The organism is Agrobacterium sp. LMR679, assembly GCF_027157905.1.
In the GTDB taxonomy this organism is placed as follows: Bacteria; Pseudomonadota; Alphaproteobacteria; order Rhizobiales; family Rhizobiaceae; genus Agrobacterium; species Agrobacterium leguminum.
On record NZ_JAPVOJ010000002.1, the window covers coordinates 1,221,078 to 1,236,897 of the forward strand.

Sequence of the window (15,820 nt, forward strand, 5' to 3'; positions counted from 1 at the left end):
CAGCCGGATGTCTTGCATATGTTTTCAGGAGACGGGAAGTCACGCGATTAAGCGGACTTCTTGTCGTCCTTGATTTCCTCATAGTCGGCGTCGACGACGTCGTCCTTGCCTTCTGCGGAAGCATCGCCGGCCTCGGCCTGCTGCGCTTCGTAGATGGCCTGACCGAGCTTCATGGAAACTTCCATGAGGGTCTGGGTCTTGGCCTGAATGTCGTCTGCATCCGGCTCAGCGGCTTCGACGGCGGTCTTCAGGCTGGCAATGGCGTCTTCGATAGCCTTGCGGTCGGTCTCGGAAACCTTGTCGCCATATTCCTTCACCGACTTCTCGGTGGAGTGGATGAGGCTTTCGGCCTGGTTCTTGGCTTCCACACCCGCACGACGCTTCTTGTCGGCCTCGGCATTGGCTTCGGCGTCCTTCACCATCTTCTCGATGTCGGCGTCGGAGAGACCGCCGGAAGCCTGGATTCGGATCTGCTGTTCCTTGCCGGTGCCCTTGTCTTTCGCCGAAACCTGCACGATGCCGTTGGCGTCGATATCGAAGGTCACTTCGATCTGCGGAACGCCACGCGGTGCCGGCGGCAGGCCGACGAGGTCGAACTGGCCGAGCAGCTTGTTGTCCTGCGCCATTTCGCGCTCGCCCTGCGAGACGCGGATGGTCACGGCCGACTGGTTGTCTTCGGCGGTCGAGAAGGTCTGGCTCTTTTTGGTCGGGATCGTCGTGTTGCGATCGATCAGACGGGTGAAGACACCACCGAGCGTTTCGATGCCGAGCGACAGCGGGGTCACGTCGAGCAGCAGAACGTCCTTGACGTCGCCCTGCAGAACGCCGGCCTGGATGGCGGCGCCCATGGCGACCACTTCATCCGGGTTCACGCCCTTGTGCGGCTCCTTGCCGAACAGCTGCTTGACGACTTCCTGCACCTTCGGCATGCGGCTCATGCCACCGACGAGAACGACTTCATCGATCTCGGAAGCGGAAACGCCGGCATCCTTCAGCGCTGCCTTGCAAGGTGCGACGGTGCGCTGGACGAGGTCGTCGACCAGGCTTTCGAACTTGGCGCGGGTCAGCTTCAGCGTCAGGTGCTTCGGACCGGAAGCATCGGCCGTGATGAACGGCAGGTTGATTTCGGTCTGCTGCGAGGACGAAAGTTCGATCTTCGCCTTTTCGGCAGCTTCCTTGAGGCGCTGCAGGGCGAGCTTGTCGTTCTTCAGGTCGATGCCCTGATCCTTCTTGAACTCGCCGGCCAGATACTCGACCAGACGCATGTCGAAGTCTTCACCACCAAGGAAGGTGTCGCCGTTGGTGGACTTCACTTCGAAGACGCCGTCGCCGATTTCCAGAACGGAAATATCGAAAGTACCGCCGCCAAGGTCGTAAACGGCGATGGTCTTGCCGTCCTTCTTGTCGAGGCCATAGGCGAGCGCTGCCGCAGTCGGCTCGTTGATGATGCGCAGGACGTCCAGACCGGCGATGCGGCCGGCATCCTTGGTTGCCTGACGCTGGGCGTCGTTGAAGTAGGCAGGAACCGTGATGACGGCCTTCTCGACCTTTTCGCCAAGATAGGATTCAGCCGTTTCCTTCATCTTCTGAAGGATCATCGCGGAAATCTGCGAAGGGGAATAGGGCTTGTCCTGCGCCTTCACCCATGCGTCGCCATTGTCACCCTTGACGATTTCAAAGGGGACCAGAGCCTTGTCCTTTTCGACGGTCGGGTCTTCATAACGGCGGCCGATAAGACGCTTGACCGCAAACAGGGTGTTGGTCGGGTTAGTGACCGCCTGACGCTTGGCCGGCTGGCCGACAAGGCGTTCGCCATCGTCGGAAAATGCCACCATGGACGGCGTGGTGCGTGCACCTTCCGCGTTTTCAATTACTTTCGTGTCCTTGCCGTCCATCACTGCAACGCAGGAATTGGTCGTGCCAAGGTCGATACCGATTACTTTTGCCATGCTCTTCTCTCCTTGAAGCGAGCTGTCGGAACCCCGTGAGGCATTCTTGTGGCAGCTCCTTGACTTGGATTTGCAGTATTTGCTGCAGTTCTGCGGCGTATATAAGGAGCGATTTTTCCTGCTGCAAGGCGCAAGAGAGGGGGAAGCGCAGCAAAAAAGCGCAAGAAACCCCTGTCTGTGCAGAAGCATAGCCATCACGGCTTGCGGAAGCGGGAAAACGCGGCTTGTGTGCTGCACGGCGCCGTCGGTCGGCATCGCGGCGGGCGAACCGGTGAGGCTTGCTTTTAACGGCATCGGGGTGGGGTGAAATGGCGGACAGGGTGGGATTCGAACCCACGGTACGCTTTCACGCACACACGCGTTCCAGGCGTGCGCCTTAAACCACTCGGCCACCTGTCCTTTTTCAAATCTGCATGTTTTGAAGAATGCAAATCACTGGAACGGCGCGATATATACCGATGAATTCGCAGGGATCAACACGAATCTGACAGTTTTTTGAAATGTCGGCAATTTCCTGTGTTCCGATGCGATTGCAAACCGGTTTTCCCGCCTTTATCGATGCATTATAGATTTCAAAATATGGCTGTCTGACCGGCAGATCGTAAGCGAGGTGTCCCCGATGAAAGCTTTTTTGCGGTTTTTGAGCTTTCTTTTCCTCGTTGCGGCGGTTTTTCTGGGTGTGCTCGATTCGATCCGCTCGGTTTCCACATCCTCGGTCAACATCACCGGCATCCTGTCCGTCTGGAACTATCTTCTTCCTGCTTCCCGTACCATGGTGGAAGCGGCCATGGCTCACTATATTCACCCTGAAGCGTGGCGCTTCATTGAAAATGCCCTGTCGGCGGTGCCCGCATTTGCCGTTTCCCTCGCGCTTTCCCTGCTCTGCTGGATGGCGGGCTACAGGAAACACAAGGCGATGAGGCGTTTATCGGCCTGACTTGTATCTGTCGAATTGGGCGCCCGCAGACGTGAACCATGAGAAGCGGCGGAACTGGCCGCATGGAGGACCGAATGTTCCTGTTCGATACGCTTTCAAAAAAAACGACGATGCCGACCGAAGAAACCGCCTTGCCCGGCCGTGAAGAGGCGCTTGCGGTGCCGGAAGCCCATTTCGTCAATGGCCGGCCCTTGAAGGGGCCTTATCCTGACGGATTTGAAACCATCTATCTCGGCATGGGCTGCTTCTGGGGTGCGGAACGGTTGTTCTGGAAAACGCCGGGCGTCTGGGTAACGGCGGTGGGTTATGCCGGCGGCTTCACCCGCAACCCCACCTACCAGGAGACGACGACGGGCCAGACGGGCCACGCCGAAGTGGTCAAGGTTGTTTACGATCCGGCCGTGATCTCGCTCTCGGGCCTGCTGAAGATATTCTTCGAGGAGCACGATCCGACTCAAGGGATGCGGCAGGGCAACGATGTCGGCACGACCTACCGTTCCGCAATTTACGCGACGACGGAAGGACAGTTGCAGCAGGCGCAGAAGGCGAGCGATGCTTTTCAACAGGCTTTGGACGAGGCTGGCCATGGCAGCGCCATCACCACCGAGATCGGGCCGCTTGAAAAGTTTTATTACGCTGAAGACTACCATCAGCAATATCTTGCCAAGAACCCGGGCGGCTACTGCGGCCTGAGGGGAACCGGCGTAAGCTGCAATATCGACTAGATTTTTTGCAGGTCGCCCCGGTGGAAAGACCAAAAAAGCGCCAGAATAAAGTTTTTCCACCGGGTCAAAAAAACCGGATGAATTTTTCATTGAGCCATGCAAGGATATGAGGCAAGCACAGCCGGGAAACGGCTGGCGGTTCCGCAGACATTCCCGGTCAACGGGATTGCGGGAGGACCCTTATAATATCAATTGCAACAACAGGGCTGCACAATGAAAAAATCCCTTCTGACGCTTTTCGCGCTTGCCGCAATGTCGGCTTCCGCGCTCGCCGCGGATATCAAGCCGGCGCTGGTCTATGGCACGGGCGGCAAGTTCGACAAGTCGTTCAACGAGGCCGCTGCGGCCGGCGCTGAAAAGTTCAAGGCGGAAACGGGCATCGAGTTCCGCGATTTCGAACCGACCAGCGACACGCAGGGCGAACAGGCCATCCGCAACTTCGCCAGCAAGGGCTTCAACCCGGTCGTTGCGATTTCCTTCATCTGGGAAGCGCCGATGGCCAAGGTTGCGGCGGAATATCCCGATACCAAGTTCGTAATCGTTGATACCGTTGTAGATGCGCCTAACGTGCGTTCTGTTGTTTATAAGGAACATGAGGGCTCTTACCTCGTAGGTCTTTTGGCGGGCATGGCCTCCAAGACCGGCAAGGTTGGCTTCGTCGGCGGAATGGATGTTCCCTTGATCCGTAAATTCGCCTGTGGTTATGCACAGGGCGCCAAGGCCGCCAACGACAAAATCGAAGTCTTCCAAAACATGACGGGGACGACGGGTGCAGCCTGGAACGATCCCGTCCGCGGCGGTGAACTCACCAAGAACCAGATCGACCAAGGCGCCGACGTGATCTATGCGGCAGCCGGTGCGACCGGTCTCGGTGTTCTGCAGACAGCCGCAGACAATAAGAAGCTTTCGATCGGCGTCGATTCCAACCAGAACCACCTGCATCCCGGCTCGGTTCTGACGTCCATGGTCAAGCGGGTCGATCTCGCAGTTTATAACGCGTTCAAGGATGCCAAAGACGACAAGTTCACAGCTGGCGTCGTGGCGCTCGGCGTGAAGGAGGACGGTGTCGCTTACGCGGTTGACGACAACAACAAGGCTCTGATCACACCGGAAATGACTGCTGCCGTGGACAAGGCGAAGGCCGACATCATCTCTGGCGCCGTCAAGGTCCATGACTATATGGCGGACAAGTCCTGCCCGAAATGATATGATGCAAGCTTGGGGCGCATGATGATTTTCATCTTGCGCCCTTTTCATATCCAGCCTTCGGAGAGGTTTCGGTTTGAGTATAGACCCTGCAATCGAACTCGTGGGCATCGACAAGAAATTCGGTGCCGTTCACGCCAACAAGAACATCAATCTGACCATTGCCAAGGGCACAATCCACGGCATCATTGGAGAAAATGGCGCGGGAAAATCTACCCTGATGTCTATTCTCTATGGGTTTTATCAGGCAGACGCCGGTGAAATCCGCATAAAGGGCACGCAAGTCTCGATCCGCGATAGCCAGACAGCAATCAATGCCGGTATAGGCATGGTGCATCAACACTTTATGCTGGTGGAAAATTTCACAGTGCTGGAAAACGTCATGCTTGGTGCTGAAGGCGGCGCGACGCTGTCGAGTGGCCGGGCTGGCGCACGTAAGGAACTGAAACGTCTGGAGGACGATTACGGTCTGGACGTCGATCCGGATGCGGTGATCGAAGAACTGCCGGTCGGTCTGCAGCAGCGCGTCGAAATCCTCAAGGCCATGTATCGTGGTGCCGAAATCCTGATCCTCGATGAGCCGACCGGCGTTCTGACGCCGGCCGAGGCCGATCACCTTTTCAAGATCCTCGGCGTCCTGCGCGAGCAGGGCAAGACCGTCATCCTCATCACCCACAAGCTGCGCGAAATCATGGCGATCACGGATTCCGTCTCCGTCATGCGCCGCGGTGAAATGGTCGCGACCCGCAAGACCTCCGAAACCAGCGTCGAAGAACTGGCCGAACTGATGGTTGGCCGCCGCGTGCTGCTGAGGGTGGAAAAGGGCGAGACGACACCGGGCGATGTTCTGCTCTCCATCCGCAATCTGACCGTCAAGGACAGTCGCGGCGTCACCATGGTGGATGATGTCTCGCTCGATGTCCGTGCCGGTGAAATCGTCGGCATTGCCGGCGTAGCGGGCAATGGCCAGTCGGAGCTGCTCGAAGCCATTGCCGGTATCCGCAAGCCCTATTCGGGCGAGATATGGGTGGATGGCCAGAAGGTGGACCGTCCCGATCCGGCCATTCTGCGCAGGCTCGGCCTCGCGCATATTCCGGAAGACCGCCACCACATGGGGCTGGTGCTGAAATTCGAGGAATATGAAAACTCCATCCTCGGTTATCACCATGATGAGCGATACGGCAAAGGACCGTTCCTCAACCCCGAGGCCATCCGCAGGGATGCCGTCGAAAAGATCGAGAAATACGATATTCGTCCGCCGAACCCGCAGCTGAAGACCGCCAATTTTTCCGGCGGCAATCAGCAGAAGATCGTCGTTGCGCGCGAAATCGAACGTGACCCGAAGATGCTGATCATCGGCCAGCCGACCCGCGGCGTGGATATCGGCGCCATCGAATTCATCCATCGCCGCATCATCGAAATGCGCGATGCCGGAAAGGCGATTTTGCTGGTTTCGGTCGAACTCGATGAAATCCGTTCCCTTTCGGATCGGATCATGGTCATGTTCGCCGGCCGTGTCGTTGGAGAAAAAACGGCGGAAGCCGAAGAACAGACGCTGGGCCTGATGATGGCCGGCATCGCCGCATGAGGCATGAATGAGCACCGCTTCCGTACCCCTGCCAAACTGGATCACTTACGGCCTGCTGCCGTTGCTGAACGTCGTTACCGCCTTTCTGATTTCCGGCCTCGTTGTCTGGTCGATCGGTGAAAGCCCGCTGGCGGCGCTGCGCCTGCTCATCGAAGGTGCGCTTGGCCGTGGCGACGCCATCGGCTTCACGCTATTCTACACGACGAGCTTCATCTTCACCGGCCTCTCCGTCGCGGTCGCCTTCCATGCCGGCCTGTTCAATATCGGTTCGGAAGGTCAGGCCTATATTGGCGGGCTGGGTGCTGCGCTGGTGGCGCTGGCGCTTGATCGTTACGTGCCGTGGTATGTGACGATGCCCTTCGCCGTCATCGGCGCTGCGGTGTTCGGCGCGGCCTGGGCTTTCATTCCGGCATGGCTGCAGGCAAAACGCGGCAGTCACGTCGTCATCACCACCATCATGTTCAACTTCATCGCGGCTGCGCTGATGGTCTATCTGCTGGTGAATGTGCTGATCGTACCGGGCAAGATGGCGCCGGAAACACGCACCTTTCTGCCGGGCGGGCAATTGCCGAAGCTCGACTGGTTGATGGCGCTGTTCGGCCTCAAGCTCGGGCCGGCGCCGTTCAACGTCTCCTTCATCATCGCGCTGGTCATGTGTTTCCTCGTCTGGGTGCTCATCTGGCGCACCAAGCTGGGTTATGAGATGCGCACGCTCGGCATCAGCCCGTCGGCCGCCATCTATGCCGGCATTCCCTATGCGAGAACGGTCATCATCGCCATGCTCATTTCCGGCGGTCTGGCGGGCATGATGGCGCTGAACCCGGTCATGGGCGCTTCCGCCCGCCTGCAGGTGGAATTCGTCGGCGGTGCGGGTTTCGTCGGCATTGCCGTGTCGCTGATGGGGCGAAGCCATCCGCTCGGCATCATCTTCGCGGCATTGCTGTTCGGCATTCTTTATCAGGGCGGTGCGGATCTTTCCTTCGAGATGCCGAACATCACTCGCGAGATGATTGTGGTCATTCAGGGTCTGGTGATCCTCTTCGCCGGTGCGCTGGAATATATGTACCGGCCGGCGGTCGTCCGCATCTACCAGCGTTTGGCAAAGGGGTGAGCTGATATGGATTTCTTCGATATGCTGGTCAGCATCCTCGGCTCGACCGTCCGTCTCACCATCCCGCTGCTCTTCACCGCGCTCGCCGGGCTCTTTTCCGAACGCGCGGGCGTGTTCGATATCGGTCTTGAAGGCAAGATGCTGGCGGCGGCCTTTGCCTCCGCCTGTGTGGCCTATATCACGGCCAATCCATGGGCCGGTCTGCTTGCGGGCATTGCTGTCTCGATCCTCTTCTCACTCACCCATGGTTTTGCGGTCATCACCAATCGCGGCAATCAGATCGTGTCGGGCGTGGCGCTGAACTTCATCGCCGCCGGCCTGACGGTTGTTCTGGGGCAGGCCTGGTTCGGGCAGGGCGGCCGCACGCCGCAATTGCCGGCAGAGGGCCGTTTTGCGCCGATCATCCTGCCGGGTGCGGATGCGATGCGTGAGGTGCCCTTCATCGGCCCGCTCTATGCCAATGTCATTTCCGGCAACAATATCCTCACCTATCTCGCCTTTCTGGCGGTGCCGCTCTCCTGGTGGGTGCTTTATCGCACCCGTTTCGGCCTTCGTCTGCGCGCCGTTGGTGAAAACCCGGGCGCGGTGGATACGGCCGGCATTTCGGTGACATGGATGCGCTTCCGCGCGGTCATCGTCGCCGGTTTCCTCTGCGGTTTCTCAGGCGCCTATCTCGCCGTTGCGCAATCGGCGGCCTTCATCGCCAACATGTCGGCCGGCAAGGGCTATATCGCGCTTGCGGCGCTGATCTTTGCGAAATGGAAGCCGGTGCCGGTCATGTTCGCCTGCCTGCTCTTCGGTTTTCTGGATGCCTTCGCCAACTTCATGCAGGGGAAATCCGTGCCCGGTATCGGCGAGGTGCCGGTGCAGATTTTCCAGGCCATGCCCTATATTCTGACCTGCATCCTGCTTGCCGGTTTCATCGGCGTCGCGAAGCCCCCCAAGGCGGGTGGCGTTGCCTATGCGAAGGAGCGTTAAATCCATGTCCCGAGACCCGATGTCCCATGCCCTGTTCGAGGCAGCGGTGGAGGCCATGGCCTTTGCCCATGCGCCCTATTCGAAATTTCCGGTCGGTGCGGCGATCCGCGCCGAAGACGGCAAGATTTACAAGGGCGCCAATATCGAGAACCTCTCCTTCCCGCAGGGTTGGTGCGCTGAACCTTCCGCCATCAGCGCCATGATCATGGGTGGGGCGAAGAGGATCAGCGAAATCGCCGTTATCGCCGAAAAGCTTGCTCTTTGCCCACCCTGCGGCGGCTGCCGGCAGAAGATCGCCGAATTCGCCACGCCGGAGACGAAAGTCTATCTTTGCGACGAAACCGGCGTGCAGAAGGTCATGACCATGGAAGAGCTTTTGCCCTTCAGCTTCAAGACAGAGCTGCCCTGATGCCGGATACGCTGATCGATATTCTGGTGGAGCGCCTGAACGGCCTGATGCCGCGCGTCGCCATCGTCCTCGGTTCGGGTCTCGGTTCGCTGGTGGAAGAAGTCAGCGACCCGATCCGGGTGCCCTATGCCGAACTTCCCGGTTTTCCCGCAAGCGGCGTTTCCGGCCATGCGGGTGAGCTGGTGGCGGGCTATCTTGGTGGTGAGCCGGTCATGATGCTCTCCGGCCGGGTGCATTATTACGAAAAGGGCGATCCGTCCGCCATGCGCGCGATCATCGGGGCGCTGGCCGGTCTCGGCGTGCAGTCGCTCATCCTCACCAATTCGGCAGGTTCGGTCAGGCAGGATATGCCGCCCGGCTCGGTCATGCAGATCACCGATCACATCAACTATTCCGGCATGAACCCGCTGATCGGCGAGGAAAGCGACCGCCGCTTCGTCGGCATGACTACCGCTTACGATCCCGATCTGATGCTTGCCATGCGCAACGCCGCCATCCGCGCCACAGTGCCTTTGTTCGGCGGCGTCTATATGTGGTTTTCCGGCCCGAGCTTCGAAACGCCGGCGGAAATCCGCATGGCGCGGCTGCTGGGGGCGGATGCCGTTGGCATGTCCACCGTGCCGGAAGTCATCCTTGCGCGCTTTTTCGGGATGCGCGTTGCCGCTGCATCGGTTATTACCAATTACGGTGCCGGCATGACCGGCGCGGAACTGAGCCATGAAGAAACCAAGGATATGGCTCCCGTGGGCGGCAAGAGGCTTGCCGCCATTCTGAAGGAAATGATCGCAGGAGGAGCGTGACCATGGAACTCCAGCGTCCGCGCGAAGCGGCTGCCCTCACCCTGTCCTTGCTGGACCTGACCAATCTCAAGGAAGACTGCACGCCCGAGCAGATCGCCGCTCTGTGCCAGCGGGCGCATACGGAATACGGCAATACGGCCGCAATCTGCATCTGGCCGCGCTTCGTGGCGCAGGCCCGTGCCGCTTTCGGAAAAGACCATGCTATCCGCATCGCCACGGTCGTCAATTTTCCTTCCGGCGATCTCGACATCGCGACCGTGGTTGCGGAAACCGAGGCGGCGATCCGCGACGGCGCTGACGAAATCGATCTCGTCATTCCCTATCGCAAATTCATAGCCGGCGATGAAACGGCGGTGTCCACCATGGTGGCGGCCGTTCGCAAGGCCTGCGCAGCACCCGTGCTGCTCAAGGTCATTCTTGAAACCGGCGAGTTGAAGGACAAGGCGCTGATCCGTCGCGCATCCGAACTCGCCATTGCCGAAGGGGCCGATTTCATTAAGACCTCGACCGGCAAGGTTGCCATCAATGCCACGCTGGAGGCAGCCGACATCATGTTGCAGGCGATCCGCGACAGCCGGCAGAAGGTGGGTTTCAAGCCCGCCGGCGGCATCGGCACGGTGGAGGACGCCACGCTTTATCTCAGGCTTGCGGAAACCATCATGGCGCCCAACTGGGCCATGCCGTCCACCTTCCGTTTCGGCGCTTCGGGTGTTCTCGACGATGTGCTGAACGTGCTGGCCGGCGGCGAGCCCGCCAAGGCCGCCAGCGGGTATTGAGCTTGATCCCGCAGGAAATCATCCGCCGCAAACGCGATGGCCTGACACTTGAGTCTCGGGAGATTGCCGCTTTCATAGAGGCGCTTTCGAAAGACGGCATCTCGGAAGGGCAGGCGGCTGCCTTTGCCATGGCGGTGTTCTTTCGCGGCATGAACCGGGATGAAATGGTGGCGCTGACGCTGGCGATGCGCGACAGCGGTGAGGTCCTGTCCTGGAGCGATCTCGGTAGGCCTGTGGCGGACAAGCATTCCACCGGCGGCGTCGGCGACAATGTCTCCCTGATGCTCGCCCCCATTGTTGCCGCCTGCGGTCTCGCCGTGCCGATGATTTCCGGCAGGGGCCTTGGCCATACCGGCGGCACGCTGGACAAGCTGGAAGCGATCCCCGGTTACAACGTCATGCCGGACGAGGCGTTATTTCGCCGGACGGTGAAGACGGTCGGCTGCGCCATCATCGGCCAGACGGGCGATCTCGCCCCCGCTGATAAACGCCTCTATGCCATTCGCGATGTGACCGCGACGGTGGATTCCATACCGCTGATCACGGCCTCTATCCTGTCGAAAAAGCTTGCGGCCGGGCTGCAGACGCTGGTTCTGGATGTGAAGGTCGGCAGCGGTGCTTTCATGCAGAGCGTCGAGGATGCCCGCAACCTGGCCTGCGCGCTGGTCGACGTGGCGAACGGTGCAGGCCTGCCGACAACGGGGCTGATAACCGACATGAACCAGCCGCTTGGCGATGCTGCCGGCAATGCGGTCGAAATCGTCAATTGTCTGGATTTTCTGGCCGGTCGCAAGGCCGGCGCCCGCCTTGAAAAGGTGGTCCTGTCCTTTGCGGCGGAAATGCTGGTGCAGGCGCAAAAGGCGGCCACACTGGAGGAGGGACATGCGCTGGCGTCGGCTGCGCTCTCCTCCGGCCGGGCGCTGGAAATCTTTGCACGGATGGTTTCGGCACTCGGCGGTCCATCGGATTTCGTTGAGCATCCGTCCCATTATCTGCAATCCGCGCCGGTCACTCTTCCGGTTCTGGCGGAGCGCAGCGGTTTGCTCGCCTCCTGCGCCACGCGCGATCTTGGCATGGTTGTCGTCGAACTCGGCGGCGGCAGAAGAAAGCCATTGGACACGATTGATCCTTCCGTCGGTATTTCGGATATCCTGCAGCTCGGTACGAAAGTGGAAAAAGGCGAGCCAATCGCCATTGTCCACGCCGCTTCCAGTGACGAAGCGGAACGTGCCGTGAAAAGGATAGCGGCCTGTTATGGAATTGCTGACAGCGCGCCGGAGATCGGTATGCCCGTTCTCGAGCGGATCACCTGACCAGCCGCATCTCGCCGCCCGATACTTTGAAAGACGACAATTGCTTCAGGAAGCTCATGCCGATCAGCATGTTGCCGAGCGCATTGTCTTTCAGCACCATGGCGTCGACATTCTGAACCCGGATAGCGCCGATCTCCACCCGGTCCAGTTTCACATAGGCGGCCATTGTCTGGCCGTTGGCCGTTGAAATCGCATATTTATAATCGAGGCTGTTGACGCCGTAACCGAGCCGGCGCGCAATCGTCTCGTTGATGGCGACCATGGAAGCACCGGTATCGACAAGGCCGTCGAAGGATTTGCCGTTGATGCGGAAGGTGGCATTGAAGTGGCCGCGAGCATCGGCTTTCAGATTGACGCCGCCAAGGGAGACGGCCTCCGGTTTGGCTGCTTCAGGTCTGGCTTCCGCTTTCTCGATGCTTGTTTCCGGGCGCGGCTGAAATTTTTCCACCAGCGCCGGAATTTGCGTTGCGCCGAGGGAAAGGCCAACAAGCAGAAAAATCGCGCGCGCCAGCAAGTCGTTGCTCCTTAAAGGGCAGGGTTATTCTTGCCGAGAATAGACGCAAAACATGCTGAAATCTTAAAAGAAAAAGCCATCCGCCGCTTATCGGGCGGCGAATGGCTCAAACGGTTAAGCGATGATGAACGGCGTTATTTGGTGCCGTACATGCGGTCGCCGGCGTCGCCGAGACCGGGAACGATATAGCCCTTCTCGTTCAGATGGCTGTCGATGGCGGCGGTGTAGATATGCACATCGGGATGCGCTTCACGGAAGTTCTTGATGCCTTCGGGCGCCGCCAGCAGACACAGGAAGCGGATGTTCTTCGCACCGCGCTCCTTCAGCTTCTCAACGGCGGCGATGGAGGAATTGCCGGTTGCCAGCATCGGATCGACAACGATGATAAGGCGCGCATCGAGGCTTTCCGGAGCCTTGAAGTAATATTCGACAGCTTCCAGCGTGTCATGATCGCGATAAACGCCGATATGGGAAACACGCGCCGAAGGCACGAGCTCGAGCATGCCTTCCAGGAGGCCGTTGCCGGCGCGCAGGATGGAGGCGAAAACCAGCTTCTTGCCTTCGAGCACGGGGGCCTCGATGGTTTCGAGCGGCGTATCGATGGTTTCCATCGTCATTTCAAGGTCGCGCGTCACTTCATAGCAGAGCAGCGTCGAAATTTCCCTGAGCAGGCGGCGGAAGCCGGCCGTGGAAGTTTCCTTCTTGCGCATGATGGTAAGTTTGTGCCGCACCAGCGGATGTTCGATGACTGTGACGCCGTCCATGAAACTGGCCTTCCTTTTTATCTTATGCCTTGTAATTCACCGAAAGTGCGTTTTTCGCAAGCCTTCTTCGCGGTTTTACCCTGCCAACAACGGGTTCAGGCGCGATCGAGTTTCGCAAGCAGCCGGTCGCGCGTGACCTCGTCCACGAAGGCGCATTCCAGCGCGGTTCGGGTCATGCGGTCGATCTCGGCATCGCTGAAGCCGAACTCGTCCGCAGCCAGCGCATATTCCCGCGCAAGCGAGGTGAAGAAGAATGGCGGGTCGTCGGAACTGATGCACACACGCACTCCGGCATCGCTGAGAGCTTTCAGCGGGTGGCTGGCAAAATCGGGATAGACGTTGAGCGCGATATTCGAGCCGGGGCAGACCTCCAGAACCGTTCCCGTCTCGGCCAGCCGGGCGATAAGACCGGCATCTTCGATGGCGCGCACGCCATGCCCGATGCGGGACGGTTTGACGAGGTCGAGCGCATCGGCAACGCTTTCCGGTCCGCAAACCTCGCCGGCATGAATGGTCAGTCCAAGGCCGGCATCGCGGGCGATGTCGAAGGCGCGCGCATAATCGGCGACGCGGCCCATACGCTCCTCGCCGGCCATGTTGAAGCCCGTCACCAGCGGATGTTGCGCGCGTGCCGCATATTCGGCTGCGGCGATCACCCGTTCCGGGCCGAAGTGGCGCTCACCGGTGACGATGATGCGGGTTTCGATCCCCGTCTTTTCCCTTGCGATGCGGATGCCTTCGGCAATGCCGGCCAGATAGGCGTCGGCGCCAAGCCCTATGCGGTCGCCGTGATCGGGCGAAATGATCAGTTCGCTATAGATCGTATTGGCTTGCGCAAGTTCGGTCAGATAGGTTTCGGTCAGGACGGCATAATCCTCATCCGTCTTGAACACCTGCGCCACCGCATCGTAACAACGGATGAATTCGGCGAAATCCGACCAGACATATTGGCCGTCCCGCAGAAAACCGCTGGTGTCGATGCCGTATTTCTCTGCCTGTTTAGCGACGAGGCCGGGCGGGGCCGCACCTTCGATGTGGCAGTGAATTTCCGCTTTCAGCAAATGCGATGTCAAATGAAGCTCCTGCCGTGAGAACCGGCCTCGATGCCAAGATGGTGGGCGATGCTTTCGCCGATATCGGCGTAGCTTGAACGGATGCCGACATCGCGCGAGCGAATTCCCGGCCCGAATGCCATGATCGGCACCCTTTCCCGTGTATGGTCCGTGCCCCGCCAGGTGGGGTCGCAGCCGTGATCGGCGGTCAGAAGGGCGATGTCACCCGGCGCCATCTTGCGATGGATTTCGGGGATTCGCGCATCGAAGGCCTCAAGGGCGGCGGCGTAACCGGCAACGTCGCGGCGATGGCCGTAAAGCATGTCGAAATCGACAAAATTGGTGAAGACGAGATCGCCGTTTTCAGCCTCGTCGATGGCCTGCAATGTCGCATCCATCAGGGCGCTGTTGCCATTTGCCTTAATGACGCGCGTCACACCCTGGTGGGCGTAGATATCGCCGATCTTGCCGATGGCGTGGACTTTTCGGCCGGCCTCCACAAGCCTGTCGAGCAGGGTCGGTTCCGGTGGCAGAACGGAGAAATCGCGGCGGTTGCCGGTGCGTTCGAAGGTCGCGACCGTTTCGCCGGTGAAGGGGCGGGCGATGACGCGACCGATATTCAGCGGATCGAGCAGCTTGCGCACCGTCTCGCAGAGCGAGATGAGCCGCTCCAGACCGAAATGCGTTTCATGCGCGGCGATCTGGAAAACGGAATCGGATGAGGTGTAGCAGATCGGTTTACCCGTCCTGATATGTTCTTCGCCGAGTTCAGCGATGATCTCGGTGCCGGAAGCATGGCGATTGCCGAGAATGCCCGGAATATCGGCTTGCCTGCAGATCGCTTCCACCAGTTCCGGCGAAAAGGCATCGCCTTCCGTCGGGAAATATCCCCAGTCGAAGGTGACAGGCGTACCGGCGATCTCCCAGTGGCCGGAAGGCGTGTCCTTGCCCTTGGAGATTTCGCTGGCGGAACCGTGCAGACCGAAAATGCGCTCCGGCGGTTCCATGCCGGCGGGAATGTCGCCGCTTGCCTGCCGCGCGATCTCCAGCAGGCCGAGCGAACACATGTTCGGCAGTTTCAGCGGACCGGAGCGAAGCCCCGCTTTGTCGGCAGCGCCCGCTGCACAGAATTCCGCGATATGGCCGAGCGTGTTTGCGCCAAGATCGCCATAGCGCTCCGCATCGGGTGCGCCGCCGACGCCGAAGGAATCCAGAACGAGAAGAAATGCTCTTGCCATGTAGAATCCAACTGCCAATTCAAGAAGGATGATTTTACGACATGGCTGTTCGAATTCGAAGCCTTTATGAATTCTTCTTTTCTTTTATGCTTATTTTGTCACGGAAGAGATAGTTCACCGCAACATAGCCCAACCCTACGATTTGAAGAAATGTCTGGACCAGAACTGCGGTAATGAACCACTGAAGATTATCGAAATTCAACCGGTTTGCCCCCACGGCGACCGTAATGGCAATGTTAAATCCAATCAAGATTGATATCCACCACACCATCGCCGTAGACCACCGATGTCTCAAGGCAAAGAATTGCTGCCGCCCCAGTACTTCGACTGCTTTCTCTGCAGCGTCTGCCAATTCTTTCCGCTTCGGCAGGTCTATATCATTCTCTGAGTCTTGCAAGATCGCTTGCAAAGCCCTCGTTCTGGAAACGTGATGTTCATTCTCCAGATTTTGATCGGCCAC

16 protein-coding genes and 1 tRNA gene are annotated in these 15,820 nt (G+C 59.2%); 10 read left to right on the plus strand and 7 right to left on the minus strand.

Going from position 1 to position 15,820, the window contains the following annotated elements:
• Positions 1–47: 47 nt before the first annotated feature.
• Both dnaK and O3W47_RS16575 read right to left on the minus strand, forming a co-directional pair.
• Entirely contained in the window at positions 48–1,949 is a 1,902-nt protein-coding gene (gene dnaK, locus O3W47_RS16570) for a molecular chaperone DnaK (protein WP_003524342.1), read from the minus strand.
• Between the two features lie 309 nt (positions 1,950–2,258).
• A tRNA-Ser gene (locus tag O3W47_RS16575) sits at positions 2,259–2,348 on the minus strand.
• A 220-nt stretch (positions 2,349–2,568) separates the two neighbouring features.
• Between O3W47_RS16575 and O3W47_RS16580 the strand changes: the two genes are divergently transcribed.
• The 10 genes from O3W47_RS16580 (at position 2,569) to deoA (ending at position 11,792) form a co-directional block, all read left to right on the plus strand.
• On the plus strand, positions 2,569–2,886 hold the full coding sequence (locus tag O3W47_RS16580) for a hypothetical protein (protein ID WP_059758969.1): 318 nt from the start codon (positions 2,569–2,571) through the stop codon (positions 2,884–2,886).
• A 74-nt stretch (positions 2,887–2,960) separates the two neighbouring features.
• Positions 2,961–3,611, plus strand: a complete 651-nt coding sequence (msrA, locus tag O3W47_RS16585; RefSeq protein WP_269314851.1) for a peptide-methionine (S)-S-oxide reductase MsrA — start codon at positions 2,961–2,963, stop codon at positions 3,609–3,611.
• 213 nt (positions 3,612–3,824) lie between these two features.
• Positions 3,825–4,817, plus strand: coding sequence for a BMP family lipoprotein (locus O3W47_RS16590; protein ID WP_065654768.1), 993 nt, complete (start codon positions 3,825–3,827; stop codon positions 4,815–4,817).
• 76 nt (positions 4,818–4,893) lie between these two features.
• Entirely contained in the window at positions 4,894–6,405 is a 1,512-nt protein-coding gene (locus tag O3W47_RS16595) for an ABC transporter ATP-binding protein (RefSeq protein WP_170985798.1), read from the plus strand.
• 7 nt (positions 6,406–6,412) lie between these two features.
• Positions 6,413–7,516, plus strand: coding sequence for an ABC transporter permease (locus O3W47_RS16600; RefSeq protein ID WP_127756657.1), 1,104 nt, complete (start codon positions 6,413–6,415; stop codon positions 7,514–7,516).
• A gap of 6 nt (positions 7,517–7,522) precedes the next feature.
• Positions 7,523–8,494: an ABC transporter permease gene (locus O3W47_RS16605; RefSeq protein ID WP_080818395.1), complete on the plus strand. Its 972-nt coding sequence runs from the start codon at positions 7,523–7,525 to the stop codon at positions 8,492–8,494.
• Between the two features lie 19 nt (positions 8,495–8,513).
• A complete protein-coding gene (locus tag O3W47_RS16610; protein WP_174024231.1) occupies positions 8,514–8,903 on the plus strand; it encodes a cytidine deaminase in 390 nt (129 codons plus the stop codon).
• Positions 8,903–9,703, plus strand: a complete 801-nt coding sequence (locus tag O3W47_RS16615) for a purine-nucleoside phosphorylase (RefSeq protein ID WP_125145097.1) — start codon at positions 8,903–8,905, stop codon at positions 9,701–9,703. The genes O3W47_RS16610 and O3W47_RS16615 overlap by 1 nt, the downstream gene beginning before the upstream one ends.
• 2 nt (positions 9,704–9,705) lie before the next feature.
• Complete coding sequence (gene deoC / locus O3W47_RS16620) at positions 9,706–10,479, plus strand: deoxyribose-phosphate aldolase (RefSeq protein WP_020812542.1); 774 nt, start codon at positions 9,706–9,708, stop codon at positions 10,477–10,479.
• On the plus strand, positions 10,476–11,792 hold the full coding sequence (gene deoA / locus O3W47_RS16625; RefSeq protein WP_269314175.1) for a thymidine phosphorylase: 1,317 nt from the start codon (positions 10,476–10,478) through the stop codon (positions 11,790–11,792). Before deoC ends, deoA begins: the two co-directional genes overlap by 4 nt.
• On the opposite strand, the gene O3W47_RS16630 is transcribed toward deoA, so the two are convergent.
• The 5 genes from O3W47_RS16630 to O3W47_RS16650 all read right to left on the minus strand — a co-directional run bounded on the left by O3W47_RS16630 (position 11,785) and on the right by O3W47_RS16650 (position 15,820).
• On the minus strand, positions 11,785–12,306 hold the full coding sequence (locus tag O3W47_RS16630; RefSeq protein ID WP_269314176.1) for a TIGR02281 family clan AA aspartic protease: 522 nt from the start codon (positions 12,304–12,306) through the stop codon (positions 11,785–11,787). The two genes, deoA and O3W47_RS16630, sit on opposite strands and share 8 nt — an antisense overlap.
• Before the next feature lie 134 nt (positions 12,307–12,440).
• Complete coding sequence (upp, locus tag O3W47_RS16635; protein ID WP_003524359.1) at positions 12,441–13,070, minus strand: uracil phosphoribosyltransferase; 630 nt, start codon at positions 13,068–13,070, stop codon at positions 12,441–12,443.
• A 95-nt stretch (positions 13,071–13,165) separates the two neighbouring features.
• Complete coding sequence (locus O3W47_RS16640; RefSeq protein WP_269314178.1) at positions 13,166–14,143, minus strand: adenosine deaminase; 978 nt, start codon at positions 14,141–14,143, stop codon at positions 13,166–13,168.
• Positions 14,140–15,360, minus strand: a complete 1,221-nt coding sequence (locus O3W47_RS16645; RefSeq protein ID WP_127756664.1) for a phosphopentomutase — start codon at positions 15,358–15,360, stop codon at positions 14,140–14,142. Before O3W47_RS16645 ends, O3W47_RS16640 begins: the two co-directional genes overlap by 4 nt.
• A 64-nt stretch (positions 15,361–15,424) precedes the next feature.
• Positions 15,425–15,820, minus strand: a complete 396-nt coding sequence (locus O3W47_RS16650; protein WP_137452525.1) for a hypothetical protein — start codon at positions 15,818–15,820, stop codon at positions 15,425–15,427.